Below are 22,144 nucleotides of genomic sequence, written 5' to 3' on the forward strand. Positions count from 1 at the left end.
GCGATGACCGACGCGGTCACCCTGTTCGGCATCCGCCACCACGGCCCGGGCTGCGCGCGCAGCCTGCGCCGTGCGCTGGAAACGTTGCAGCCGGACTGCGTGCTGATCGAAGGCCCGGCCGGCAGCGAGCCGTTGCTGGCGCACCTGGCCGATGCCGAGATGCAGCCGCCGGTGGCGCTGCTCTCGCACGCCGTCGACGATCCGCAGCTGGCGGTGTTCCATCCCTACGCCGAATTCTCACCCGAGTGGCAGGCGCTGCAATGGGCGGCGCAGGCCGCGGTACCGGTGCAGTTCATCGACGTGCCGGCGGGGATCAGCCTGGCCTGGCAGCAGCAGGCGCGCCGCGTGGAGGAAGCGGCCGCGGACGTCGACGAAGCGGCGCCCGACGAGGAGCCGGCCGTCGACGAAGTCAGCGCAGGCTTGCCGCACGATCCGCTCGACTGGCTGGCCCACGCCGCCGGCTACGACGACGGTGAGAGCTGGTGGAACCACATGGTCGAGGAACGCGGCGACGGCGAAGGGCTGTTCGAGGCGATCGCCGCCGCGATGACCGAACTGCGCACGCACGCGCCGCAACGCCCGCGCGGCGACGAGGTGCAGGAAGCGATCCGCGAGGCGCACATGCGCAGCCTGCTGCGCGACGCGCGCAAGGCCGGCCACGCGCGCATCGCGGTGGTCTGCGGCGCGTGGCATGTGCCGGCGCTCGCCGCCAGCGTCACCGCGGCGGCCGACAAGGCCGTGCTCAAGGGCGTCGACAAGCTCAAGGCGCAGACCACCTGGGTGCCGTGGACGTATCGCCACCTGGCTCGCCGCAGCGGCTACGCCGCCGGCATCGCCGCGCCGGGCTGGTACGACCACCTGTGGCGCCAGCCTGCCGCCGGCAGCCGCGCGATCGGCTGGTTCGCGCGGGTGGCGCGGCTGCTGCGCGAACACGAGTTGGATTGCTCCAGCGCCCACCTGATCGAGGCCAGCCGGCTGGCCGATACCCTGGCCGCACTGCGCGAGCGTCCTGCGCCCGGGCTGGACGAACTCAACGAAGCTACCCGCAGCGTGATCTGTATGGGCGACGACGCGCCGATGCGGCTGATCGCCGAACGGCTGATGTTCGGCGATGCGCTCGGCAGCGTGCCGTCCGCGGTGCCTACCGTGCCCTTGCAGCGCGACCTGGAAGCCCAGCAGAAGCGCCTGCGCCTGAAGCCCGAGGCGCTGAGCCGCACGCTCGATCTGGACCTGCGCAACGACAACGACCGCCAGCGCAGCCAGCTGCTGCACCGGCTGGCCCTGCTCGGCATCGAGTGGGGCCGGCTCGGCGCGGTCGGCCGTTCCAGTCGCGGCACCTTCCACGAGGTGTGGCAGCTGGCGTGGGAGCCGTCGTTCGCGGTCGAGCTGATCGTGGCCAGTCGCTACGGCCACACCCTGGCGCTGGCCGCCACGGCGCGCGCGCTGGAGCAGGCGCGCGCGGCGAACCAGCTGTCCGAGCTGGCATCGCTGATCGATCGCGTGCTGCTGGCGAACCTGCCCGACGCGGTCGAGCAGGTCGCCGCCGAACTGCAGGCGCGCGCCGCCACCGATGCCGATCCGCTGGCCCTGCTCGGCGCCCTGCCCGCGCTGGCCAACGTGTATCGCTACGGCAATGTGCGCCAGACCGACGTGGCCCAGGTCGCGCAGCTGTTCGACAGCATGCTGCTGCGCGCCAGCCTCGGCTTGCCGCTGGCGCTGGCGGATCTGGACGACGAGCCGGCGGCGCAGGCGCGCGAGCAGATCCCCGCCGCCGATCGCGCCGTCGAGCTGCGCCAGGGCGAATCGCAGCAGCAAGCCTGGCAACGTGCCCTGCACATCGTCGCCCACGCGGACAGCGGCACGCCGCTGCTGCGCGGCTTGTGCTGCCGCCTGCTGCTGGATGCCGCGGTGCTGCCGCTGGACGAAGTGCGCCGGCAGTTGTCGCAACAGCTGTCGCCCGGTGCCGAACCCTTGCCCGCCGCGCAATGGCTGGACGGTTTCCTCAACCGCAACGCCACCGTGCTGCTGCACAGCGACGCGTTGTGGGCCCTTATCGACGAATGGATCGCCGGCCTCGGCGAGGAGCATTTCGTGCGCGTGCTGCCGCTGGTGCGGCGCAGCTTCGCCGCGTTCGCGGCCGCCGACCGGCGCGACCTGGGCCTGCGCGTGCAGCGGCCGGCTGGCACCTCGCGTGCCGCCGTCACCGAACTGGTGTGGGACGAAAACCGCGCGCGTCGCGCCTTGCCGATGCTGCGCGAATTGCTGGGAGTGGCCGATGGCTGAGCACGACGACAACTTGCCTTCCACCAGCCGCGCCGAACGCTGGCGGCTGGTGCTGGGCAGCGACGCCGCCGACAGCTGCGGCACGCTCGACGGTGCGCTGGGCCAGATGGATGCGGCGCTGGCCGCGCTGTACGAACCCGACGGCAAGCACGGCCTGCAGCGACGCGGCGGTCGCGGCGGCTCCGCGCCGAACGTGGCGCGCTGGCTCGGCGACATCCGCAAATACTTTCCCGCCTCGGTGGTGCAGGTGATGCAACGCGATGCGCTGGAGCGGCTGGACATGCGCCAGATGCTGCTGGAAAAGGAGATGCTCGAAAGCATCCAGCCCGACGTGCACATGGTGGCCAACCTGATCTCGCTGTCGCAGGTGATCCCGGCCGGCACCAGGGAAACCGCGCGACTGGTGGTGCGCCAGGTGGTCGACGCGCTGCTGCGCAAGCTGGAGGAGCCGATGCGCTCGGCAGTCAGCGGCGCGCTGGACCGCGCCCGCCGCAACCGCCGCCCGCGGCACGCCGAGATCGACTGGCACCGCACCATCCGCGCCAACCTGCGGCACTGGCAGCCCAGCCATCGCACGATCATCCCGCAGACCCTGGTCGGTTTCGGCCGCAAGGCGCGCAAGCCGCAGCGCGAGGTGATCCTGTGCATCGACCAGAGCGGCTCGATGGCCGCCTCGGTGGTGTACTCCAGCATCTTCGGCGCCGTGCTTGCCTCGCTGCCGGCGGTGTCGACGCGGCTGGTGGTGTTCGACACCAGCGTGGTCGACATGAGCGAGCAGCTCGACGATCCGGTCGACCTGCTGTTCGGCGTGCAGCTCGGCGGCGGCACCGACATCCACCGCGCGGTGAGCTACAGCCAGTCGCTGATCCGCGAACCGCACAACGCGATCCTGGTGCTGATCTCCGACCTCTACGAAGGCGGCGTGGAAGAACGCCTGCTGGCCCGCGCCCGCGAATTGGTCGACGCCGGCGTGCAGTTCATCACCCTGCTCGCGCTGAGCGACGAAGGCCGCCCGTCGTACGACAAGGCCCTCGCCGCCAAACTCGCCGCGCTCGGCGTGCCCTCCTTCGCCTGCACCCCCGACGCCTTCCCCGGCCTGATGGCCGCCGCGATCCGCCGCGACGACATCGGCCAGTGGGCCGCGACCCAGGGACTGGTGTCCACGCGTGGGCAGGATTGAGCCGGAGCGTTTCGCTCAGCTCGCCGCGAGCACGCGCAGCGCCGTGGCGACACGCTGTTGCGGACTGCCTTCCAGCAGGGTGAACGGCACGCCGCGCGTAGCCAGTTGCCTCAGGTATTCGTCGTGCTGTTGCCGCCGGAACGCGTCATCCCGCCGCGTGCCGTCCTGCACGAAGGCGAAGTCGGGGGCGCACAGGAAGACGTGGTCGTAGTGGCGGGTGGCGAGACGTTCGAGTTCGGGGTCGGCGCGGCCGAACAGCTCACGGCAGTACAGCAGGGTGGTGAGCGGGCTGGTGTCGCAGAACAGCCAGCGGTGGGCGTGGGCGGCGAGCTCGCGTTCGTGGTCGAGCTGGGTGCGGGCGATCTGCAGCAGATCGTCATAGACGAGTGCGCCACCCTGCTCCACCCAGCGCTGGCGGCCGTATTCGGGAACCCAGGCGGTGCCGAGGCGTTCGGCGAGGGCTTGCGCCAGCGCGGTCTTGCCGCTGGATTCGCCGCCGAGCAGGCAGGCTCGCTGCACGAAGTCGGCGTAGACCGTGGGCGACAGGTGTTCGCGGTGCGCGTGCGGATCGCGGCGGAGCACGCTGCCGGAGATCGGGATGGCGTGGCGTTCGCGATCCACGCAGACGTGTCGGACCTCGGCGTGTCGCGGATCGCGTCGCTGGCGGAAATACGCGGTCAGCGCGGCGGCGAAGCCGTCGCCGTAATCCTCGCTGGTGAACACGGCATCGACGCTGCAGTCGAACACGCGATCGCACAGCCAGCCGACGAAGTCGCGGTGCGTGGCGTCCGCGTCGTCGTTGTGCGGCAGCGTGGCGGGGCCGCGCCCGTGGTGCGCGGCGGCGAGTGCGGCGAAGCGTTCGACGTCGAGCACCAGCCGCCGCGTTTGCGGGAAGCGTTCGGCCAGCCAGCGCTCGCGCGCGTCGGCGTCGCAGCGCTCGAACGCGGGTTGGGTGTAGCTGATCAGCAGCACCTCGTCGCATTGCGCCAGCGCGGCGTCGATCACCAGCTCGTGGCCGCGATGCAGCGGGCAGAACTTGCCGACCACGAGGCCGCGATGATGCCGCTCGCTCACGCCGCAGCCGCCGGTTCGGCCCCGCGCAGGTGCAGCCAGTGCCGCCACGACACCACCGCGTTGATCCAGTACACCGCGTACAGCACCGAGGTGAGATACAGGCCGCGGCTGGCGTACAGCGGCACCGCGATGGAGTTGACCAGCAGCCAGAACGGCCAGCTCTGCACGTGGCGGCGCATCATCAGCAGCTGCGCCACGATGCTGAAGGCCAGCACGGTGGAGTCGAGGAACGGCGCATAGGCGTCGGTGAAGCGATGCAGCAGCATGCCGTAGCCGAGCGCACCCAGCGTGCCGTAGACGAGCTGCCACAACAGCCGGCGCATCGGCAAATCCGTGACCGGCAGCGCCTCGCCATGGCTGCCATGCAGCCACTGCCACCAGCCCACCACGCTGGTGACCACGAAGAACGCCTGCAGCACCGTATCGGCGTATAGACGGCTTTCCAGGAACACGAAGGCGAACAGGCTGCAGCCGACAATGCCGGTCCACCAGGTATGCACGCTGTTGCGCCCGGCCAGCAGGATCGAGGCGCCGGTGATCAGGTTGGCGGCGATTTCCAGCAGGTTCATCGGGCGTCGTCCAGGTCGGAGCTGTACTGCATGATCTTGTCGTCTTCCTCGATGGCGTGGAGGCTCAGCGGCAGTTCGCCGAGCAGGACACGCAGCGCCAGCCGGGCGTCGTCGTCGCAGCTTGATTGCGCAGGCAGCCGCAAGGCCAGTGCGCCGTCCGCTTGCTGGTGCAGGCCGTAATGGGCCAGCGGCAGATGGCCCAGCGCGTGGCTGACGTCGATATTGTTGAGCCAGCGGCCGTCGGCGTGGCGAAAGCGCACCGGTGCGCGACCGGCCAGTTCGCACAGCACCGGGTCGGCGGCGGTGTGCGCTAGTGCGGCGTGGTCGCCGGTGCGATAGCGCAGCAGCGGCAGGCAGAAGTTGAAGCCGCCGCTGACGGTGACCTCGCCGCGCTGGCCTTCGGCTACCGGTCGCCCGGCGGGATCGAGAATCTCCACGTACAGCCGGTCCTGCAGCAGCACGTGGCCGCCGGCCGCGGCATCGAACACGGCGATCGGGCCGACCTCGTTCATCGAATAGATGTCCAGCACCGGGCAGGCGAAGCGCTGTTCCAGTTCGGCGCGCAGGCCGGCGGTCAGCGTCATCGAGACGTTCAGCAACGCGCGCGGCCGCATCCGGGTCGGCAGGCGCAGCAGCTCGGCGAAGGAGATCGGATCGCCGGCCACGATTTCCGGCGCCATCGCGTCGAGATAGCGGGCGCGGTCGGCGGGATCGCGCCAGTCGTCGGGATGCAGGTTGATCTTGGCCAGCCCCGATTCGTCCATCGTCGGCGTCACCGAGGCATAGGTGAAGCACTTGCGCTGGTGGCCGAGCAGGATCACGCCGACCTGGTCGCGGCCGTGCCGCGGCACGATGCCGAAGCGGCGCAGCGCGCGCTTGTGGAAGGCCAGGTAGCGCCCGGCCACTTGCGGATGCGAGGGGACCAGCAGCGGGTGGCCGGTGGTGCCGGTGGTGCGGAAATTGATCAGCCGGTCCAGCGGCAGCGGATCGGGCACGAAGCGGGTGATGTCGGCCGACAGCTCGGCGCGCGAAATCGTCGGCAGCTGCCGGAAGTCGCGCGGCGGCGAACCCAGCGCGCGGTAGTACGGCACCTCGTCAAACACGCGCTGCACGAAGGCGTCGAGCCATGCCGGCGTTCCCGTCGCTGGCCAGCCGGGCGAGGCCGCCAGCGTATGTTGTTCGAATTCACCCAGCGCCGCCACGTCGTCGTGGGTCAGGCGATTGCCGCTGCAGTTGCGGAAGATCGGCGCGCTCGGGTGCTCGCGCAGCCGTTGCAGCATGCGCCGGCCGGCGTCGGTGAGCGTGGGGTAGCGGTCGTGGTCGCTGGCCTCGGTCACTCGCGCGTCCACTTGTCGGCGGACTCCTCGGCGGCCTTCTTCGCCAGCGCCTCGCGAATCGCGCGGGCGCGCTCTTCGGCGGCGCGACTGGCGGCGAGCAGGCGTTGGCGTTCGGTGCCGCTGATGCGCGACAGCCGGTCGCTGGCCTGGGCTTCGGTCTCGCCGGCCGGGCGATAGCCGAGGTGGGCCAGCAGCACGCGGGCGAGTTCTTCGCGACGGTCCGGGTCCTGCACGAAGCGCGGTGCGGGCGTGGCGGCAGCCAGTTCGGCGAGGTCGCCGTCCAGCCGCGCCAGCAAGGCCTCGCCGCTGCAGCCGGCGCCCAGGAACCAGTCGTCGGCGAGCAGCCAGCAGCCGATCTGCACCAGGGCGAGGCGGTTGCGATCGGCACGGGCGTCGTTCGACGCAAAGCGCTGCAGCACGTCGCGCCCGGCCCGGGCGCCGTGCATGCGCAGCAGGTCGTGTACCAGTGCCGGCACGGCCACGCTGCCGCCTTCGCCGATGCGCGGCTCGTCGAGGAAGTCCGGCGGCGTTTCCGCCAGCCGGCGGGTCAGGGTTTCCAGCAGCGGGCCTTCACGTTGCACGCTCATACCTCGAACTTGGCGAATACATGGTTGGCGCGGCAGTCGGCGCAGGCTGGGGCAGCGTGTTGCCTGCGCGCGGCGCGCCAGTGCGACGACAGCGCCTGCAGGTCGTCGATCGTGCGCAGCTCGTCCACGTGCAGGCCGTAGTCGTCGACGCTGAAACTGCACGGGGCGATGCGGCCGCGCTCGTCGATGAAAAGAAAATCCTCGCCCGGCGCGCAGTCGCCGACAGCCACGGCGCGGTCGTGCGCGTTGGCTTCGATGCGCTGCAGATAATGCGCGCTGCCGGCCAGCCGCGTGCCGTGACGAAGCAGCCGTTGGCGCAAGCCCGGCAGCAGTTCGCCCAGCTCGGCCACATCCTGCGGGCGCAACCGGTGGGCCGGGAAGAACTCGGGGCGGTCGCGGCCGCCCAGCGGATTGAAGCTGATCTCGTCCACGCCCCAGCCGGCCAGCGTCTCGCACAGCTCGGCGAACGACGCCACGTTCTGCCGCATCAGCACGGTGTTCACGCGCAGCTTCAGCGGCGCGCCGCCGTCGTGGCGTTCGGCGACCAGGGCGAGGATGCTTTCGCGCAGGCGCTGCCAGCCACCGGGCCAGCCGCGCATGGCGTCATGGAAATCGGCCGGGCCGTCGATGCTGACGGTGAGCTCGGCGAAGTGTTGCAGCAACCGCCGGCGCACTGCGGCCTGCTGCAGCGTGCTGCCGTTGGTGGTGGCGCTGATCGCCAGCCCTGCTTCGTCGTGCAGCATCCGCGACAGCTGCCACAGCGGCGGCCACAGCAGCGGCTCGCCGCCGAGCCAGCTCCACAGCACGCGCTGGCCGGTGGCCTGCCGGTATTCGCCGAACAAGCGGCCGAGGCGCTCGACCGTGGCCGCATCGATCTCGTGGCGCGGGCCGGGGCGGCGACGGTCGTAGGCGCAGAAGCTGCAGCCGAGGTTGCACCGCTCGCTGACCCGCCACAGCACGATCATCGCGGCGCCTCCCCGGCGTAATGCTTGCGGGCGAAGGCGCGGGCGAACGCGACCAGCTGCTCCATCGCGGTCACCGCGTGGATGTCCCAGCCCTGTTCGTCGCGGGCGCGGATCAGGTCGGCGGCCCAGTGGCCATACTTCGCGTCGGTCCAGCGCGGCGGCAGGTTCAGCGCCATGGTGCCGCCGGCACCGCCGCGGGCGAGTGCGTCGGCGGCGACCTGCCAGCCGCTGTTGCCGCGCTCGTCCGGTTCGAACATCGTGGTGATGCCGTCGTCGGAGATCTGCAGGATGTGCACCGGCCGCGCGTGCTTGCCGCGGCTGGCGTAGGTGTCGCGCAGGCGATGGATCGGGAAGCAGGTGGCGCCGCCGTAGAAGCCGGTGAGCACCCGCAGGATCGCGTCCTCGTCGCGGACGAAGCCGTCGGTGGCGGTGACCTCGTGCTTGCCGCTCCACAGCGTGGCCTGCACGCGTGAGCCGGCGCGCAGCGCGGACAGCGCGATGATGCTGCCGGCCAGGGTGAGAAACGAGGTGCGCTGCTGCGGGTTCGGCATCGAGCCGGAGCTGTCCACGTAGATGTCCAGGTCCACCGGCACGCGCTCGCGCTCGCGCGCCGGTGCGTTGCCGTAGACGCGGCGCACGGTGGTGAGGCCGGGGATCACCTGTGGCGATTGCAGGGTGCTTTGCAGCCAGTCGATCTCGTCCAGCGGATCGCCGATCTGCCACGGCTCCAGCCCTTCCAGCTGCGGTTCGGGCGAGGCGGGCGACAACCGCACCGGGAACGGCACCAGGTCGGCCAGCGCGCGCTCGCGGTAGTAGCGCACCGCGATCTGGTGATCGGTCAGGGTGATGCCGGCGGCGCGCAGCAGTTCGCCGTATTCGAACGGCTCGCGCGCCTGGCCTTTCGACTGCTGCGTGTTCGGCAATGGTGCCGCGGGCGGCGCGGCGTCGCCGGTGATGCCGGGGTCGCGGCCGGGGTGGATCGCGCCGTCGATTTCGTCCGCCTCCACATCGAGCACGCCGCTGGCATCGCAGTCGGCGGCAGCCTGGGCGGTGTCGTGCAGGAAGCCGATCGCGCCGTGGCGCTGGTCGCTTTCGACCAGGTACGGCAGCAGCAAGGTGGCGAAGCGGCCGGCGCCCTCCAGCCAGTCGCCGGCGTAGACGCGCACCAGCCGGGCGCCCAGCCAGGCATCGCCGCAGGTGGCGTCGTCATCGGCACCGCCGAGGCTGCCGCGATCGAGCTGCCACAGGTTTTCGTAGATGCCCATGTACAGCGCCCACAGCGGATCGTGCGTGGGCGTGGCGGCGGCCAGCTTGCGGTAGATGTCGGCCATGCGCAGGCCGGCCTGACGTTGCAGGCGGTCGTTGATGAACAGGTCGGTGTAGAGGTTGGCGACCATCGGCGCGTGTCGTTCCAGCGTGGGCAGCGCGCGACGGATGCGCGCCAGCAGGCGGAACTGGTCGGTGGCCGTGGCCGGCGCCAGCACGTGGTGGCCGATCTCGTGGGCGAGGATCTCCAGCGCGTAGTCGTCCAGCGCCAGCGCGCGTACCTGCTGCAGGTCCACCACTACGCGCTGGTCGGCCAGCCGGATCATCGCGAAGCTGCCGCTCAGGCCTTCGCCGGCGGCGTCGACGCGGCTCTCGCACAAGCGCGGGTCGCGCAGGCGGGTGTACTTGCTCCAGGTGGCCAGCGCGACGGGCCAGCCGGCGCGCCAGCGTTCGAGCAGGTTGGTGGCGGCCGCCGGTGTGTTCACGCGCTACTCGCCGGGTGGACATCGCGTAGGGCGGGCAGTGCCCGCCGGCTTGTCCGTGCGTCGCGGCAAAGAGCGGCGGGCAGTGCCCGCCCTACGAAGGCCGTGTGCGTGATTTTCGGTTTCATGGGCGCGGGAACAGCGCGATCGCGTGGGTGTACGGCGAGCTCAGCGCCAGCGTGTGCACGTCGGCCACCGCGAGCAGCGAGTCGCGCGGCCAGCCCAGCGCGGCGACGTGTTGTGGCGGCGCGGTCACCTGGCTTGTCGATGCCGCCTCGAATTCCGCCGCGCTGGCCGGCAGCAGCACGGCGCCGTGGCGGTCGGCGAGCAGCAGCCGGTGGCGATCCGCGCTGCGCACCATGAAGCCTTCGTCGGCGGCGCGCAGTTCCGGCGGTTGCGCGAAGTGGCCGCCGAAGCCGCTGAAGGCGCCGATCTGCACACCGCTGTCCGGCAGGTTTTGCGCGCCGTGCCAGGGATCGGCCAGCAGCGCGTCGCGCAGCGCGGGCCAGTCGCCGGCCGGGTCGGCGTCCAGCGCGGCCAGCGCCAGTGCGGGCGGCAGGATGTTCGCGGCGGTCAGCGCACCGCGTCGGTAGTGCGCCATGCCGGCACGCCAGGCCAGCAGCTGGCCGAGCGCGCGCAGTTGCGTCAGCTCGGCCACCTCGCCGGCCAGCGCGGTCATCCATTGCAGCCAGTCGGCCACGCGCACCTGCGGCCACTCTCCCAGCTGGATGACCGCATTGCCCAGCGCGCCGAGCACCGCCTGCGGTTGCGCGGCGAGCAGGCCGGCGTGGCGCGGCGCCAGTTCCAGCCACACCCGATCGACCCACGGCTGGCGCGCGCCGGGGCCGGCCAGGCCTTGCGCCACCAGATCGAGCGCCATGTCGTAGCCGGCGATCGCCACCGCATGGACTCGTTCGGGCGCGACCGCATCGACGGCCTGCACCACGCGATCGAGCGCGCTGCCGACGAAGCCGGCGAAGGCGGCGTCGTCGAACCCGGGATGGCGGTGGCGAACTTCAGCCGCGCGCGCATTGAAGCGGCTGCGGCCGGCCGCGAGTACACGGGCCAGCGGTGCACTGACGGCCATCAGGAAGCCCGCAGCCAGTTCAGGTAGTTGGTGTAGCGCTGGTGCAGGTACTTCAGTTTCAGCAGGTCGTCGTACAACGGGCCGTAGAGCTTGCGGCCGGCGGCGCGCTGTTCCACCAGGTGCTCGATCTTCGACAACCGCGCCCGCGTCTCGCGCTCGCCCAGTCCATCCAGGCCCTTGGCAAATTCGGCGGACAGCTCGCCGACCGGGTCGTTGCGGTCCAGGTCCAGCCGGTCGTATTCGGCGTTGGAGAGGTCGAACAGGTGGCGCAGCCAGCTCAGCCGGTCGCTGCGGAAGGCGGCGTGCTCGGGCAGCGCGAAGAACGGCGCGTCGAGGTCGGGCTGCAGCTTGTCGTGCAGCACGAACGGCAGCACCTGGCGCAGATCCTCCAGCTCGATCGCCGGGTTGCCGCGGAACCACGCCATCGCCTTGGCGTACACCAGCAAGGTCATCAGGTTGCGCACCGACAGGCCGTTGCGGGTCTGGCAGCCGAGGTCCTTGAGCCGGTCGCGACCGTTGTCGGCGGCGGTGAGCTGGTGCCATTCCGCGCCGGACAGCCGCGCGGTGTCCTTGGTCATGTACTCGAACTGGCTGCCCGCGGTTTCCATCAGCTCGAACTGGCTGCTGAAGAACTCCAGTCGCCGGCGCAGTTCTTCCGGCACCGTCACCGCCAGGACCTGCTTGCCGGCCGCGTCGATGTCGGCGGCGCTGAAGACGATCTCCGGCGGCACCATCTCCTCCGGCCGCACGCCGGATTCGATGCGCAGCAGCAGCTCGTCGAGGAAGCGCGGGTTGAACGACAGCGCCTGCACGATCACGTCGATGCGATCGCGCAGCGCCTCGATCACCTGGTAGGTGCCGCCGCCCTGGTCGTCGTTGGCGGTGAGGTACCAGGCCGATTCCGGGCACTCGTAGACGTGGTTGAGCATCTCCGCGTAGTTGTCGCCCATCACCGTGAGCAGGGCGCTCTGGGTGCGGGTGGGGATGCGGTTGTATTCGTCGATGATCTTCACCCGCATGCCCAGCCAGCTGCGCCAGGCGATGCGGATGTCCTCCATGCTCTGCGCGCCGGCCAGGTCGGCCGGCAGCGGATTGCCGAGCAGGTCGGCCAGGGTCATCTGCGGGTGGCCGTGCTGCATCGCGCGGCGCACGTCCTTGACCGAATAGCCGGCCAGCACGCCCATCAGGATCGCGCTGGCGGTCTTGCCGCGGCCGGGGCCGCCCACGAACAGGCATTTGCGGCGGGTGGCGAAGGTCAGCAGCGGCAGCAGGATGAAGCTGGAGTAGCTCTGCGCCGAGGGCAGGTTCAGCGTGCGCTTGCTGTCGCCGATGGTGAACGCCGCGGCGGCGCCGTCGTTGTACTCGATGTCGTAGTGCGGACTGATCACCGCGTTGTTGACGATCCAGAAGTAGGCTTGGCGCAGCTTTTCGTCGAGCGGGAGCGCCGTGGCGGCGGTCTCCTCGCCAGCATCCAGCGGTCCCTCGTACAGGCTGGCGACATCGAACTCGCGTGTCGTGGCCGGCACGGCACGCGGATTGGTGGGCGCCTTGGAGACGCGCTGGAAGAGCTTGAAGCCGGACATGCGGACCCCTGTGTCATGCCACGGCGGCAACGTTGCCGTCCTTGGCCTCGGCGCGAATTCTGGCGCATGCGGCGGGTTCTGGCCAACGACGCAGGGCGCGGAAGCGCGTCGGTGTCGCAGCGCGCCGACGGGTCGGCGCGTGGTTCAGCCCGGCAGTGTGTCCAGCTCCTGCAGCCGCGGCATGCCGCCCTGCGCGCCCAGCTTGGTCACCGACAGCGCGGCGGCGGCGCAGGCCTTGCGCACGGCGGCGGGCAGGCCTTCTTTCAGGAACACCGCCAATGCCGCGTTGAAGGTGTCGCCCGCGCCGGTGCTGTCGACCACGTCGACCTTGAAGCCGGCTTGGTGCAGCGGTTCGCCCTGCTCGCGATACCACGCGCCTTCGCCGCCGCGGGTGAGCACGACCGGGCATGGGGCGCGTTGCATCAGCGCCTTGAAGTCTTCGCCGGGATCGGCGCCGAGCAGGATCGCCAGCTCGTGCTGGTTCGGGGTGACGTAGCGGGCCAGCTTCAGCCAGTCGACGGGCAGCTGTTGCGCGGGCGCGGGGTTGAGGATCACCGGCACGCCGAGACGGTGACCCAGGCGCACGGTGGTCTCGACGGTTTCCAGCGGGATCTCCATCTGCACCAGCACCGCGTCGGCGCGTTCGATCAGTGAGCGCGCCGCTTCGACCTGGGCGGGGGTGACGTGCGCATTGGCGGCGGGGACCACGATGATCTGGTTTTCCCCGTCGGCGACAGTGATCGAGGCGGTGCCGCTGGCGTAGTCGGCGAGGCGCGCCACATGGGCCAGGTCGATGTGTTCGGCGGCGAGTCCGGCGTGTAACTGGTCGCCGAAGGTGTCGCAGCCCAGTGCACCGACCAGTGCCACCTCGGCGCCCAGTCGCGCGGCGGCTACCGCCTGGTTGGCGCCCTTGCCGCCGGGCACGGTGAGGAAGCGTTCGCCAAGGATGGTCTCGCCCGGGCCGACGAAGCGCGGCGCCTGGGTGACCAGATCCATGTTGATGCTGCCGACGACGACGATGCGTGTCATGCCTCTAGCCCCTTGCGCAGGTTTCACGGTGGAGGGGAGAGCTTAGCTGCTGCGGGCGGTGGGGCGGGCTTGGGCGGGGGCGAAGAGCGACCCACCCCCGGCCCTCCTCTGCAAGCAGGAGAGGGAGAAGAGCTGAATGTCAGGGGGACGGAACGCGGCCGATGCCGGTGTCGCCGCCGGGCAGCAGGTCGGGGGCGGGGCCGGCCACGGCCAGCAGGGATTGCGCGTAGGCATCCTCGATGCTGACGGTGGAGACTTCGTCCCAGCTGAAGAACGAGGGCTCACGCATCCATTCCGCGTCGGGGCTCAGTTCCTGCATGTTGAAGCCGTCTTCCTCGACGTCGATCAGGCGGCCGATGTAGCAGACTTCCGACTCGTCCTCGCTGTCCACGTGCACGCCGATCACCGGCGCCTGGGCGCCGGCGGCCTGGATCACTTCGCGGATGTTGTCCAGCGGGAAGCCGCGCGGCGGGCGCGGCTGGATGTGTTTCAGGGCCAGTGCCTTGGCGAAGAACACGTGGTGCTTGTCCGGCGCCTCCAGTTCGGAGATGTCGCGGTGACGCATCACGTACATGCCGTCGTAGGTGATGCCGTCGCCGACCACCCACAGCAGGAAGAACTCGCGCCCGACGCCACCCACGTAACCGCAGAAGCTGCCGTGCTCCAGCCCTTCGCGCCACAACCGGATCAGGGTCTGGTTCTGCTGCGCCTCGCGCAACTGGGCGCGCTGGCCGGTGCCTTTCAATTCGATAACGTTATTCACGGCGTCCATTTTAGCAGAGCCGCCTGAGCGGCTTGTTTACAGGATGTAGCGGCTGAGGTCTTCGTTCTGGACCAGACTTCCGAGGTTTTTGTCTACATGTTCGGCGTCGATCAGGTATTTTTCGCCGGATTTGTCCGCGGCCTCGAAGGAAATCTTCTCCAGCAGCCGTTCCATCACGGTGTGCAGCCGGCGGGCGCCGATGTTCTCGGTGCGCTCGTTCACCTGGAAGGCCACCTCGGCCAGCCGATCAATGCCGGCATCGGTGAATTCGATGCCCACCCCTTCGGTGCCCAGCAGGGCCACGTACTGCTTGGTCAGCGCGTTGTGCGGTTCGCGCAGGATGCGCTTGAAGTCGTTCACCGAAAGCGCGGACAGCTCGACGCGGATCGGCAACCGGCCCTGCAGCTCGGGGATCAGGTCGGACGGCTTGGCCAGCGAGAACGCGCCGGAGGCGATGAACAGCATGTGGTCGGTCTTGATCGGGCCGTACTTGGTCGACACGGTGGAGCCTTCCACCAGCGGCAGCAGGTCGCGCTGCACGCCCTCGCGGCTGACCCCGGCGTGGCCGTGGTCGCTGCGCTGGGCCACCTTGTCGATCTCGTCGATGAAGACGATGCCGTTCTGCTCGGCGTTTTCCATCGCCTGGGCGCGGATCTCCTCGTCGTTGAGCAGCTTGCCGGCTTCTTCGTCGATCAGCAGCGGCCGCGCCAGCTTGATCGCCAGCTTGCGGCTCTGCGTCTTGGCGCCGCCGATGTTCTGGAACATCTGGCGCAGCTGCGCACCCATCTCCTCCATGCCCGGCGGCGACATGATTTCCACGCCCACGTTCATGGCGAAATCCAGCTCGATCTCGCGCTCGTCCAGCACGCCTTCGCGCAACTGCTTGCGCAGCTTCTGGCGGGTGTCGCTTTCGATGGCGGGCTCGGGCGTGGCGTCGTGGCTCCAGTCGGTGGGCTGGGACTGCCGGCGCGGCAGCAGCGCGTCGAGGATGCGATCCTCGGCGCGGTCCTCGGCCTGCGAGCGCACGCGCTTGACTGCCTGCTCGCGGGTCAGCTTGTAGGCACCGTCGGCCAGGTCACGGATGATCGACTCGACATCCTTGCCCACGTAACCCACCTCGGTGAACTTGGTCGCCTCGACCTTCACGAACGGCGCATTGGCCAGCGTGGCCAGGCGCCGCGCGATCTCGGTCTTGCCCACGCCGGTGGGGCCGATCATCAGGATGTTCTTCGGGGTGATCTCGTTGCGCATCTCGGCCGGCAACTGCATGCGCCGCCAGCGGCTGCGCAGTGCCACCGCCACGGCGCGCTTGGCGTCGTGCTGGCCGATGATGTAGCGGTCGAGTTCGTTGACGATTTCGCGGGGGGTCAGTTCGGACATGGGGCTTCGCCGGGAATGGGGAGTAGGGAATCGGGAATCGGAACGGCTTGGGTTACCGGGCGCGGGTACTCTGACCATGCCCGATGCCCCATACCCGATTCACAGCTCTTCGATCGACACGTTGTGGTTGGTGTAGATGCAGATGTCGCCGGCGATCTTCAGCGCCTTCTCGACGATGCTGCGGGCATCCAGTTCGGTGTTTTCCAGCAGGGCCATCGCCGCGGACTGGGCGAACGGGCCACCCGAGCCGATCGCGATCAGGCCGTGTTCGGGCTCGACCACGTCGCCGTTGCCGGAAATCAGCAGCGAGGTTTCCTTGTCGGCCACCGCCAGCATCGCCTCGAGCTTGCCGAAGCGGCGGTCGGTGCGCCATTCCTTGGCCATCTCCACCGCGGCGCGGGTGAGGTTGTTGTTGTGTTTTTCCAGCTTCTGCTCGAACAGTTCGAACAGGGTGAATGCATCGGCGGTGGCGCCAGCGAAACCGGCCACCACCTCGCCGCTCTTGCCGAGCCGGCGCACCTTGCGCGCATTGCCCTTCATCACCGTGTTGCCAAGGGTGACCTGGCCATCGCTGCCGATCACGACGCGGCCGTCGCGCCGCACGCAGACGATGGTGGTGGCGTGGAACGATTCCATGAGAGCTCCGCAAGAGGATGTCTGAGCGGAAGAGATGGGGCCGCGGGCGGCGGGCTTCAATGCGCGGGCCAGGAGTGAGTGAAGAGGAGGGAGAAGCGAGAGAAAGCCGGGCTCGTGGTCTGCTCTCTCTCATTCCTCACTCCTCTCCACTCACTCCTCTCTTTTCGCCCTTCGCTTCACCCGTGCTCGCGGATGCGCCGCGTCGTAGACCTTCGCCAGATGCTGGAAATCCAGATGGGTGTAGATCTGGGTGGTGGCGATGTCGGCGTGGCCGAGCAGCTCCTGCACGGCGCGCAGGTCGCCGGAGGATTCCAGCATGTGGCTGGCGAAGGTGTGGCGCAGCAGGTGCGGGTGGATGTGCTTCGGGATGCCCTGTTGCAGCGCCAGCTTGTTCATGCGCAGCTGGATCGTGCGGGGGTTGATCGGCGCGCCGCCGCGGCCGCGGAACACCGGACCGTCGGCCGGCATGCCCTGCTCCGCGCCGAGTGCGCGCAGCGCCGTCACGGCGTGACGGCCGACCGGCACGATGCGGGTCTTGCCGCCCTTGCCCAGCACGCGCACCTCGCCGTCGTCGAGGTTGAGGTCGAGCCAGCGCAGGCCGACCAGTTCGGACAGGCGCAGGCCACTGGAATAGAACAGTTCCAGCATCGCGCGGTCGCGCACGGCGAGCTGGCCGCCGCAGTCGGTCTCGACCAGGGCGGTGGCCTCGTCGACGTCGAGCACCTGGGGCAGCTTGCGGCGCACCTTGGGGCCGCGCACGCCCAGCAGCGGATCGTTCGCCAGCTGGCCTTCGCGGGTGAGCTGGCGGAACAGGCTGCGGCAGGACGACAGCAGGCGTTGCAGGCTCTTCGGCGCCAGCCCGTCGCGATGCTCGCCGGCGATGAAGGTGCGCATCCGGTTCGCGTCCAGCGCGTCGAACGAGGCCAGTCGTTGCGCCTGCATGAAGCGCAGCAGCTTGGCCAGGTCGCGCCGGTAGCCGGCGATCGTATGCGGCGAAGCGTGGCGTTCTTCGGCGAGGCGGCCGAGCCAGCGTTCGACCTGTTGTTCGGGCGTCATCGCCGGCTCAGGAGACGTCCCGTGAGCGCGCCAGCGCCGCGGTGATGGTGGCCGAGATCATCTTCAGGAACAGCGTGCCCATGCCTGGCTGGAAGCGGTCCGGGTCGGCGCTGCCGATGGCCAGGATGCCGCAGTCGCCCAGCCGCATCATCGCCACCGAATGGATCTGCGGGGCATCGACGCCGAACAGGCGCACGAGTTTTTCGCTCGCCAGCCGCCCGGACACGGGTTCGTTCTTGTGCAGGAACTCGCTGAACTCAGGCAGTGCGCTGGCGCCTTCGGGAATCTGCTGCATCCAGTCGGTGCGCGGCAGCTGGGGCTCGTCGCCGAACAGCAGCAGGCGCACCTGTTCGGTGTGGAAATCCGCGGACAGCCTGGCGATGACCGTGCGCACGGTGACTTCCATGGTGTTCGCCCGCAGCAGGGCCACGGTCAGCGCATGGACGCGCTCCATCAGCTTTTCGTTCTCGGCGGCGATGGCGACCAGCTCGGCCAGCTGGCGTTCCAGCTCCGCGTTCTTGTCGCGCAGGCTCTGCAGTTGATAGACCGTCAGCGAGGCCACCGCGCCCTCGGGGCGCGGCATGGTCAGCTTGGCCGCCAGCTCGGGATACTCGCTGAGGAACTCCGGATGGCGCTTCAGGTAAGCGGCGACCACCCGGGCCTGGGTGGCGTCGTCGAGCAGGGTTGCGGTCATGCGCGGAGTTCCTCGAACCGTTCCGGGACACGCGCAGGATGCGTGCCGCCTGGCGCGAGTGTGCGATGGACCGGGGCGCGCTTCAACCGCCCCGGTCGCCGTCGACCGCCGGAACCGGCCATTCGCCCTCGAACACGAAGGCGGCCGGGCCGGTCATCCACAACGGATGGCCGGGGCCGGCCCAATCGATCCGCAACTTGCCGCCGGGCAGTTCGACGCTCACCGAGTCGTCCACCTCGCCGCGCTGATGCAGCACCGCCATCGCGGCACAGGCGCCGGTGCCGCAGGCGCGCGTCCAGCCGGCGCCGCGCTCGTGCACGCGCAGGCGCAGCTGCGTGCGGTCCAGCTGCAGGACGAAGCCGGCGTTGGCGCCTTCGGCAAACCGCGGATGGCTGGTCAGCAGCGGACCGAGCTGCTCCAGCGCCGGGTCGGCCAGATCGGCCACGCTCACCACGGCGTGGGGATTGCCCATCGAGACCGCGCCGAACTCGACCTTGCGCTCACCGACGAGGATTTCGTGGTGGTCCGTCCCCGCCTCGGCCACCAGCGGAATGCGCCCGGGTTCGAACCGTGGCTCGCCCATGTCCACGGTCACCTCGTGGGCATCCAGCAGGCGCACCGTCACCGGCCCCGAAGGACTTTCGATCATCACCTGCTCGCCGAGCGCCAGTGCGCCGGCGCGATGCAGCCACGCCGCCACGCAACGCACGCCGTTGCCGCACTGGCCCGACGGCGAACCATCGGCGTTCCAGATGCCGTAGTAGAACGCGCAGGACGGATCGCGCGCGGGCTCGACGCTCAGCAACTGGTCGAAACCGACGCCGACATGGCGATCGCCCAGCGCACGGATCTGTTCCGGGTTCAGCGGAAACGGGTGCTGCCGGCAATCCAGCACGACGAAGTCGTTGCCGATGCCGTGCATCTTGGAGAAGTGCAGCCGCATCAGGTCACGCCGCTCAGCGCGGCTGGCTGGCCGGTGCAACCGCTGCCGGGGCCGGCGCGGTGGAAGCGGCGGCGGGATGGCTCGGCAGCACCAGCGGGCCCTTGTTGCCACAGCCGGCAAGCAAGGCGAGGACGAGGCAGCAGGCCAGCAGCGAAAGGGTACGGAACATGGCGGGATTTCCTGTGGATTCGCGCAGTATAGCGAGGCCGGCCGCCCTGCTTCGCGGGCGCCGGTTATCATGCCGACGCAGGTCGCCGGCCGCGGCGACGAGGATGAACACGATGGACTGGGCCACCCTGCTGCGCTTGCCGACGACCATGCTGATGGTGCTGGCCGCCGTGCTTGCACTGGTCACCCTGGTGCAACTGGTGGCCGTGCGTCAGCGCCTGCAACGCGGTCGTCGACTGGCGGCCAGCTGGCGCGCGCTGCTTTGCCTGACCTGCTTCGCGCTGACCCTGCTGCTGGCCGGCGCCGGCTATGCCTTGCGCGGCTACCGCCTGCTCGGCGAGGAGGCGCCGGTGGTGGAGATCGACGCGCGAATCCTGTCGCCGCAGCGCTGGGACGTCACCCTCAACTGGCCGGACGGCAGCACGCGCCAGGTGCAACTGGCGGGAGACCAGTGGCGCATCGAGGCGGTGGTGCTGAAATGGAAACTGCCGGCCCTGCTGGCCGGCGTGCCGCCGCTGTACCGGCTCGACCGCCTGTCCGGCCGCTATGACGATGCGGCGCAGGAAATGAACGCGCCACGCACGGTGATCGGCTTCGGCGAGAACGGCGGCTTCGATCTACTCGACCTCAAGAAGCAGTACCCGCGCTGGCTGCCCGAAGTGGACACGGTCTACGGCAGCGGCGCGTTCCTGCCGCTGGTCGACCAGGGTCACTACACGGTGAGCCTGATGCGCACGGGCGCGTTGGTGGCGCGGCCGGACGAGGCGACCGAGCGGCGCATCGGGCAGCCGCTGGGCGGCTGAACGAGCTGGCGCTCAGTCCAGCGATTTCTCGTAGCGCCACGCATCCGCGCCGTCCTGGTAGTAGCGCTCGTAGCGGCCGATGCGCCGGAATCCCGCGCGTTCGTACAGGCCGATCGCGGCGGCGTTGTCGGTGCGCACTTCCAGTCGCAGCGCGTGGCAGCCACGGTGCCGACAGGCGTTCACCGCCGCTTCGAGCAAGGCCGCACCTACGCCCTGGCCGCGTGCCTCGGGCCGGGTCGCCAGCGAATAGAGCCGGCCCACGATGCTGCGCTTGCGGAAGAACAGCACCGCACTGCCCAGCAGCGGCCGGGGATGGCCGGTGGCGACTAGGACCACGGCGCTGTCGCTGTCCAGGTGGCGACGATACTGCGCGCGGCTGAGCCGGTCGCTGCTGAAGCTGCGCTGTTCCAGGGCGACCAGCTCATCCAGGTCGGACGAGGCAGCGCGGCGCACGCGCGTGCCAGCAGGAACCGGCGGCATGTCGGCGGATTCCGCCACGACGCGGCGCGCGTAGTCGGGTGAGGCTTGGGGCGTATGGGTCGGCACGCGCGGACTCTAGCAGCCGGCGGGCCCGAAGGTGCGCTTCGCAGCGCAGTCGTGCCGTTTAGTCACGCTTCAGCGCCTGCCCTTGTGCGGCGTGGTTGCTGTGCCAAACTGCGCGCCTTGCACGTACCGCCCTGCCCACGCAGGCCTGTCCGCCGTCGCCGCATCGCCTGAGTGGTGTCATGACCCGTCTGGTCATCGTTGTCGAAAAAGCCTCCGACTGGGGCTCGTATTACCCGTCCGTCGATGTCATGAGCGCGATGGACTACCTGCGCAAGCCGGTCGGCGGCGACGACGAGCGCACCCACGTGATCAACCTGTGCCGCAGTTACAAATATCTGGGCACCGGTTACTACGTGTCGCTGCTGGCCGAGGCGCGCGGGCACAAGGTGATGCCGTCGGTGCGCACGGTGAACGACCTGCGCCGACGCTCGCTGTACGGCCTGGACATCGACGACCTCAACCAGAAGCTCACCCACTTCCTGCCCGCCGGCGGGCGCGACACCACCGACTTCGGCATCCTGGTCTATTTCGGCGAGACCGCCTACCCGGCGCTGCAGGACCTTGCCCGGCAGGTGTTCGAAATGTTCCCCTGCCCGCTGCTGCGCATCGAGTTCGAACGCGATCGCGTGTGGCAGGTCAGCTCGATCAAGCCGGTGGGCCTGCACACGCTGGATGACGCCCAGGAAGACGCCTTCGCCGAGGAGCTCGACCGCTTCTCGCGCAAGTTGTGGCGCAAGCCGCGCGCGCGCAGGCAGTTCCGCTACGACATCGCGATGCTGGTCGATCCGAAGGAAAAGATGCCGCCGTCGAACAAGAAGGCGTTGAAGGCCTTCATCGACGCGGGCAAGGAACTCGGCATCGAGGTCGATCCGATCGGCAAGAATGACTACCAGCGGCTGGCCGAATACGACGGCCTGTTCATCCGCGAGACCACCGCGTCGGACAACCACACCTACCGCTTCGCCCATCGCGCGGAGAAGGAAGGCATGGTGGTGATCGACGACCCCAGCTCGATCCTGCGCTGCACCAACAAGATCTACCTCAACGACCTGATGGTCTCTCGCAAGCTTGCTGTCCCTCGTACGGAAATCCTCTACCGCGACGACAGCAAGGGCATGAAGGAAGTCGTCGCCAAGCTGGGCTTCCCGCTGGTGCTGAAGATTCCCGACGGCTCGTTTTCGCGCGGCGTGGTCAAGGTCGAGGACGAGGCGGCGCTGGCCGCCGCGGCCAGCGGCCTGTTCCAGCACAGCGCCCTGCTGCTGGCGCAGGAATACGTCTACACCGAATTCGACTGGCGCATCGGCGTGCTCAACCGCGAGCCGCTGTACGCGTGCAAGTACTACATGTCGCGCGGCCACTGGCAGATCTACAACCACGGCGCCAAGGGCACCGCGAAGTCCGGCGGCTTCGAGACGATTGCGGTGAAGGACGCGCCGGCCGAGGTGGTCAAGCTGGCGCTGAAGGCCACCCAGCCGATCGGCGATGGTCTCTACGGCGTCGACCTGAAACAGGTCGGCAGCAAGCCGGTGGTGATCGAGGTCAACGACAATCCGTCGATCGATGCCGGCGTCGAGGACGCCCATCTCGGCGACGAGCTGTACTCGCGCATCATGCAGGAGTTCCTGCGCCGGATGGAGCGCAAGCGCCAGGGCGGCAGCGCGCGCTGAGAGGTTGTGAGTTTTCAACCTCTCAGGTCGGCCATGGATGGCCGAG

The 22,144-nt window shown here is 69.5% G+C and carries 21 protein-coding genes; 4 read left to right on the top strand and 17 right to left on the bottom strand.

Annotated features, from left to right (window positions below; genetic code table 11):
• Positions 1 to 3 precede the first annotated feature (3 nt).
• Entirely contained in the window at positions 4 to 2,283 is a 2,280-nt protein-coding gene (locus ASD82_RS05280) for a DUF5682 family protein (RefSeq protein WP_056716502.1), read from the top strand.
• Positions 2,276 to 3,463, top strand: coding sequence for a VWA domain-containing protein (locus ASD82_RS05285; protein WP_056716507.1), 1,188 nt, complete (start codon positions 2,276 to 2,278; stop codon positions 3,461 to 3,463). Before ASD82_RS05280 ends, ASD82_RS05285 begins: the two co-directional genes overlap by 8 nt.
• A 15-nt stretch (positions 3,464 to 3,478) precedes the next feature.
• On the opposite strand, the gene ASD82_RS05290 is transcribed toward ASD82_RS05285, so the two are convergent.
• The 16 genes from ASD82_RS05290 to ASD82_RS17655 all read right to left on the bottom strand — a co-directional run bounded on the left by ASD82_RS05290 (position 3,479) and on the right by ASD82_RS17655 (position 19,083).
• Complete coding sequence (locus tag ASD82_RS05290) at positions 3,479 to 4,537, bottom strand: AAA family ATPase (RefSeq protein WP_056716548.1); 1,059 nt, start codon at positions 4,535 to 4,537, stop codon at positions 3,479 to 3,481.
• Positions 4,534 to 5,106 (bottom strand): nicotinamide riboside transporter PnuC, encoded by a 573-nt coding sequence (pnuC, locus tag ASD82_RS05295; RefSeq protein WP_056716509.1) that lies wholly within the window; start codon positions 5,104 to 5,106, stop codon positions 4,534 to 4,536. Before pnuC ends, ASD82_RS05290 begins: the two co-directional genes overlap by 4 nt.
• Positions 5,103 to 6,455, bottom strand: a complete 1,353-nt coding sequence (locus ASD82_RS05300) for an AMP-binding protein (protein WP_056716511.1) — start codon at positions 6,453 to 6,455, stop codon at positions 5,103 to 5,105. Before ASD82_RS05300 ends, pnuC begins: the two co-directional genes overlap by 4 nt.
• Positions 6,440 to 7,030, bottom strand: a complete 591-nt coding sequence (locus ASD82_RS05305) for a hypothetical protein (protein WP_056716515.1) — start codon at positions 7,028 to 7,030, stop codon at positions 6,440 to 6,442. The genes ASD82_RS05300 and ASD82_RS05305 overlap by 16 nt, the downstream gene beginning before the upstream one ends.
• The gene (locus ASD82_RS05310) at positions 7,027 to 7,995 is read right to left on the bottom strand and encodes a radical SAM protein (protein ID WP_056716518.1); all 969 of its coding nucleotides are present in this window, start codon (positions 7,993 to 7,995) and stop codon (positions 7,027 to 7,029) included. The genes ASD82_RS05305 and ASD82_RS05310 overlap by 4 nt, the downstream gene beginning before the upstream one ends.
• Positions 7,992 to 9,746, bottom strand: coding sequence for a VWA domain-containing protein (locus tag ASD82_RS05315; protein WP_200950224.1), 1,755 nt, complete (start codon positions 9,744 to 9,746; stop codon positions 7,992 to 7,994). The genes ASD82_RS05310 and ASD82_RS05315 overlap by 4 nt, the downstream gene beginning before the upstream one ends.
• 121 nt (positions 9,747 to 9,867) lie before the next feature.
• Positions 9,868 to 10,830: a hypothetical protein gene (locus ASD82_RS05320; protein WP_056716520.1), complete on the bottom strand. Its 963-nt coding sequence runs from the start codon at positions 10,828 to 10,830 to the stop codon at positions 9,868 to 9,870.
• Positions 10,830 to 12,413 carry an AAA family ATPase gene (locus ASD82_RS05325; RefSeq protein ID WP_056716523.1) on the bottom strand — a complete coding sequence of 528 codons (1,584 nt, stop codon included), beginning with the start codon at positions 12,411 to 12,413 and terminating at the stop codon, positions 10,830 to 10,832. The genes ASD82_RS05320 and ASD82_RS05325 overlap by 1 nt, the downstream gene beginning before the upstream one ends.
• A gap of 144 nt (positions 12,414 to 12,557) precedes the next feature.
• Entirely contained in the window at positions 12,558 to 13,442 is an 885-nt protein-coding gene (rbsK, locus tag ASD82_RS05330) for a ribokinase (protein WP_056716524.1), read from the bottom strand.
• Between the two features lie 139 nt (positions 13,443 to 13,581).
• Positions 13,582 to 14,214 (bottom strand): hypothetical protein, encoded by a 633-nt coding sequence (locus ASD82_RS05335; RefSeq protein WP_200950226.1) that lies wholly within the window; start codon positions 14,212 to 14,214, stop codon positions 13,582 to 13,584.
• A 27-nt stretch (positions 14,215 to 14,241) separates the two neighbouring features.
• On the bottom strand, positions 14,242 to 15,585 hold the full coding sequence (gene hslU, locus ASD82_RS05340) for an ATP-dependent protease ATPase subunit HslU (RefSeq protein ID WP_056716527.1): 1,344 nt from the start codon (positions 15,583 to 15,585) through the stop codon (positions 14,242 to 14,244).
• A gap of 99 nt (positions 15,586 to 15,684) precedes the next feature.
• A complete protein-coding gene (hslV, locus tag ASD82_RS05345) occupies positions 15,685 to 16,221 on the bottom strand; it encodes an ATP-dependent protease subunit HslV (protein WP_056716530.1) in 537 nt (178 codons plus the stop codon).
• 150 nt (positions 16,222 to 16,371) lie between these two features.
• Entirely contained in the window at positions 16,372 to 17,277 is a 906-nt protein-coding gene (gene xerC, locus ASD82_RS05350) for a tyrosine recombinase XerC (RefSeq protein WP_056716533.1), read from the bottom strand.
• Between the two features lie 7 nt (positions 17,278 to 17,284).
• On the bottom strand, positions 17,285 to 17,971 hold the full coding sequence (locus ASD82_RS05355) for a DUF484 family protein (RefSeq protein WP_056716536.1): 687 nt from the start codon (positions 17,969 to 17,971) through the stop codon (positions 17,285 to 17,287).
• Positions 17,972 to 18,053: 82 nt separating this feature from the next.
• Positions 18,054 to 18,914 (bottom strand): diaminopimelate epimerase, encoded by an 861-nt coding sequence (gene dapF, locus ASD82_RS05360; RefSeq protein WP_056716539.1) that lies wholly within the window; start codon positions 18,912 to 18,914, stop codon positions 18,054 to 18,056.
• Between the two features lie 13 nt (positions 18,915 to 18,927).
• On the bottom strand, positions 18,928 to 19,083 hold the full coding sequence (locus ASD82_RS17655; RefSeq protein WP_157599192.1) for a lipoprotein: 156 nt from the start codon (positions 19,081 to 19,083) through the stop codon (positions 18,928 to 18,930).
• 112 nt (positions 19,084 to 19,195) lie between these two features.
• Here ASD82_RS17655 and ASD82_RS05365 point away from each other — a divergent pair, with 112 nt between their 5' ends.
• On the top strand, positions 19,196 to 19,885 hold the full coding sequence (locus ASD82_RS05365; RefSeq protein WP_056716556.1) for a hypothetical protein: 690 nt from the start codon (positions 19,196 to 19,198) through the stop codon (positions 19,883 to 19,885).
• Between the two features lie 12 nt (positions 19,886 to 19,897).
• On the opposite strand, the gene ASD82_RS05370 is transcribed toward ASD82_RS05365, so the two are convergent.
• Complete coding sequence (locus tag ASD82_RS05370; RefSeq protein ID WP_200950228.1) at positions 19,898 to 20,365, bottom strand: N-acetyltransferase; 468 nt, start codon at positions 20,363 to 20,365, stop codon at positions 19,898 to 19,900.
• Between the two features lie 245 nt (positions 20,366 to 20,610).
• Here ASD82_RS05370 and ASD82_RS05375 point away from each other — a divergent pair, with 245 nt between their 5' ends.
• Complete coding sequence (locus tag ASD82_RS05375) at positions 20,611 to 22,098, top strand: RimK family protein (RefSeq protein ID WP_056716545.1); 1,488 nt, start codon at positions 20,611 to 20,613, stop codon at positions 22,096 to 22,098.
• Positions 22,099 to 22,144: the final 46 nt, after the last annotated feature.

It is taken from the genome of Rhodanobacter sp. Root179 (genome assembly GCF_001428465.1).
Lineage (GTDB): Bacteria > Pseudomonadota > Gammaproteobacteria > Xanthomonadales > Rhodanobacteraceae > Rhodanobacter.

Coding starts and splice junctions, on each gene's coding strand:
- ASD82_RS05280 (WP_056716502.1), top strand. CDS start 4: ATGACCGACGCGGTCACCCTGTTCGGCATCCGCCACCACGGCCCGGGC.
- ASD82_RS05285 (WP_056716507.1), top strand. CDS start 2,276: ATGGCTGAGCACGACGACAACTTGCCTTCCACCAGCCGCGCCGAACGC.
- pnuC (WP_056716509.1), bottom strand. CDS start 5,106: ATGAACCTGCTGGAAATCGCCGCCAACCTGATCACCGGCGCCTCGATC.
- ASD82_RS05305 (WP_056716515.1), bottom strand. CDS start 7,030: ATGAGCGTGCAACGTGAAGGCCCGCTGCTGGAAACCCTGACCCGCCGG.
- ASD82_RS05310 (WP_056716518.1), bottom strand. CDS start 7,995: ATGATCGTGCTGTGGCGGGTCAGCGAGCGGTGCAACCTCGGCTGCAGC.
- ASD82_RS05320 (WP_056716520.1), bottom strand. CDS start 10,830: ATGGCCGTCAGTGCACCGCTGGCCCGTGTACTCGCGGCCGGCCGCAGC.
- ASD82_RS05325 (WP_056716523.1), bottom strand. CDS start 12,413: ATGTCCGGCTTCAAGCTCTTCCAGCGCGTCTCCAAGGCGCCCACCAAT.
- rbsK (WP_056716524.1), bottom strand. CDS start 13,442: ATGACACGCATCGTCGTCGTCGGCAGCATCAACATGGATCTGGTCACC.
- ASD82_RS05335 (WP_200950226.1), bottom strand. CDS start 14,214: ATGGACGCCGTGAATAACGTTATCGAATTGAAAGGCACCGGCCAGCGC.
- hslU (WP_056716527.1), bottom strand. CDS start 15,585: ATGTCCGAACTGACCCCCCGCGAAATCGTCAACGAACTCGACCGCTAC.
- hslV (WP_056716530.1), bottom strand. CDS start 16,221: ATGGAATCGTTCCACGCCACCACCATCGTCTGCGTGCGGCGCGACGGC.
- xerC (WP_056716533.1), bottom strand. CDS start 17,277: ATGACGCCCGAACAACAGGTCGAACGCTGGCTCGGCCGCCTCGCCGAA.
- ASD82_RS05355 (WP_056716536.1), bottom strand. CDS start 17,971: ATGACCGCAACCCTGCTCGACGACGCCACCCAGGCCCGGGTGGTCGCC.
- dapF (WP_056716539.1), bottom strand. CDS start 18,914: ATGCGGCTGCACTTCTCCAAGATGCACGGCATCGGCAACGACTTCGTC.
- ASD82_RS17655 (WP_157599192.1), bottom strand. CDS start 19,083: ATGTTCCGTACCCTTTCGCTGCTGGCCTGCTGCCTCGTCCTCGCCTTG.
- ASD82_RS05365 (WP_056716556.1), top strand. CDS start 19,196: ATGGACTGGGCCACCCTGCTGCGCTTGCCGACGACCATGCTGATGGTG.
- ASD82_RS05370 (WP_200950228.1), bottom strand. CDS start 20,365: ATGCCGCCGGTTCCTGCTGGCACGCGCGTGCGCCGCGCTGCCTCGTCC.
- ASD82_RS05375 (WP_056716545.1), top strand. CDS start 20,611: ATGACCCGTCTGGTCATCGTTGTCGAAAAAGCCTCCGACTGGGGCTCG.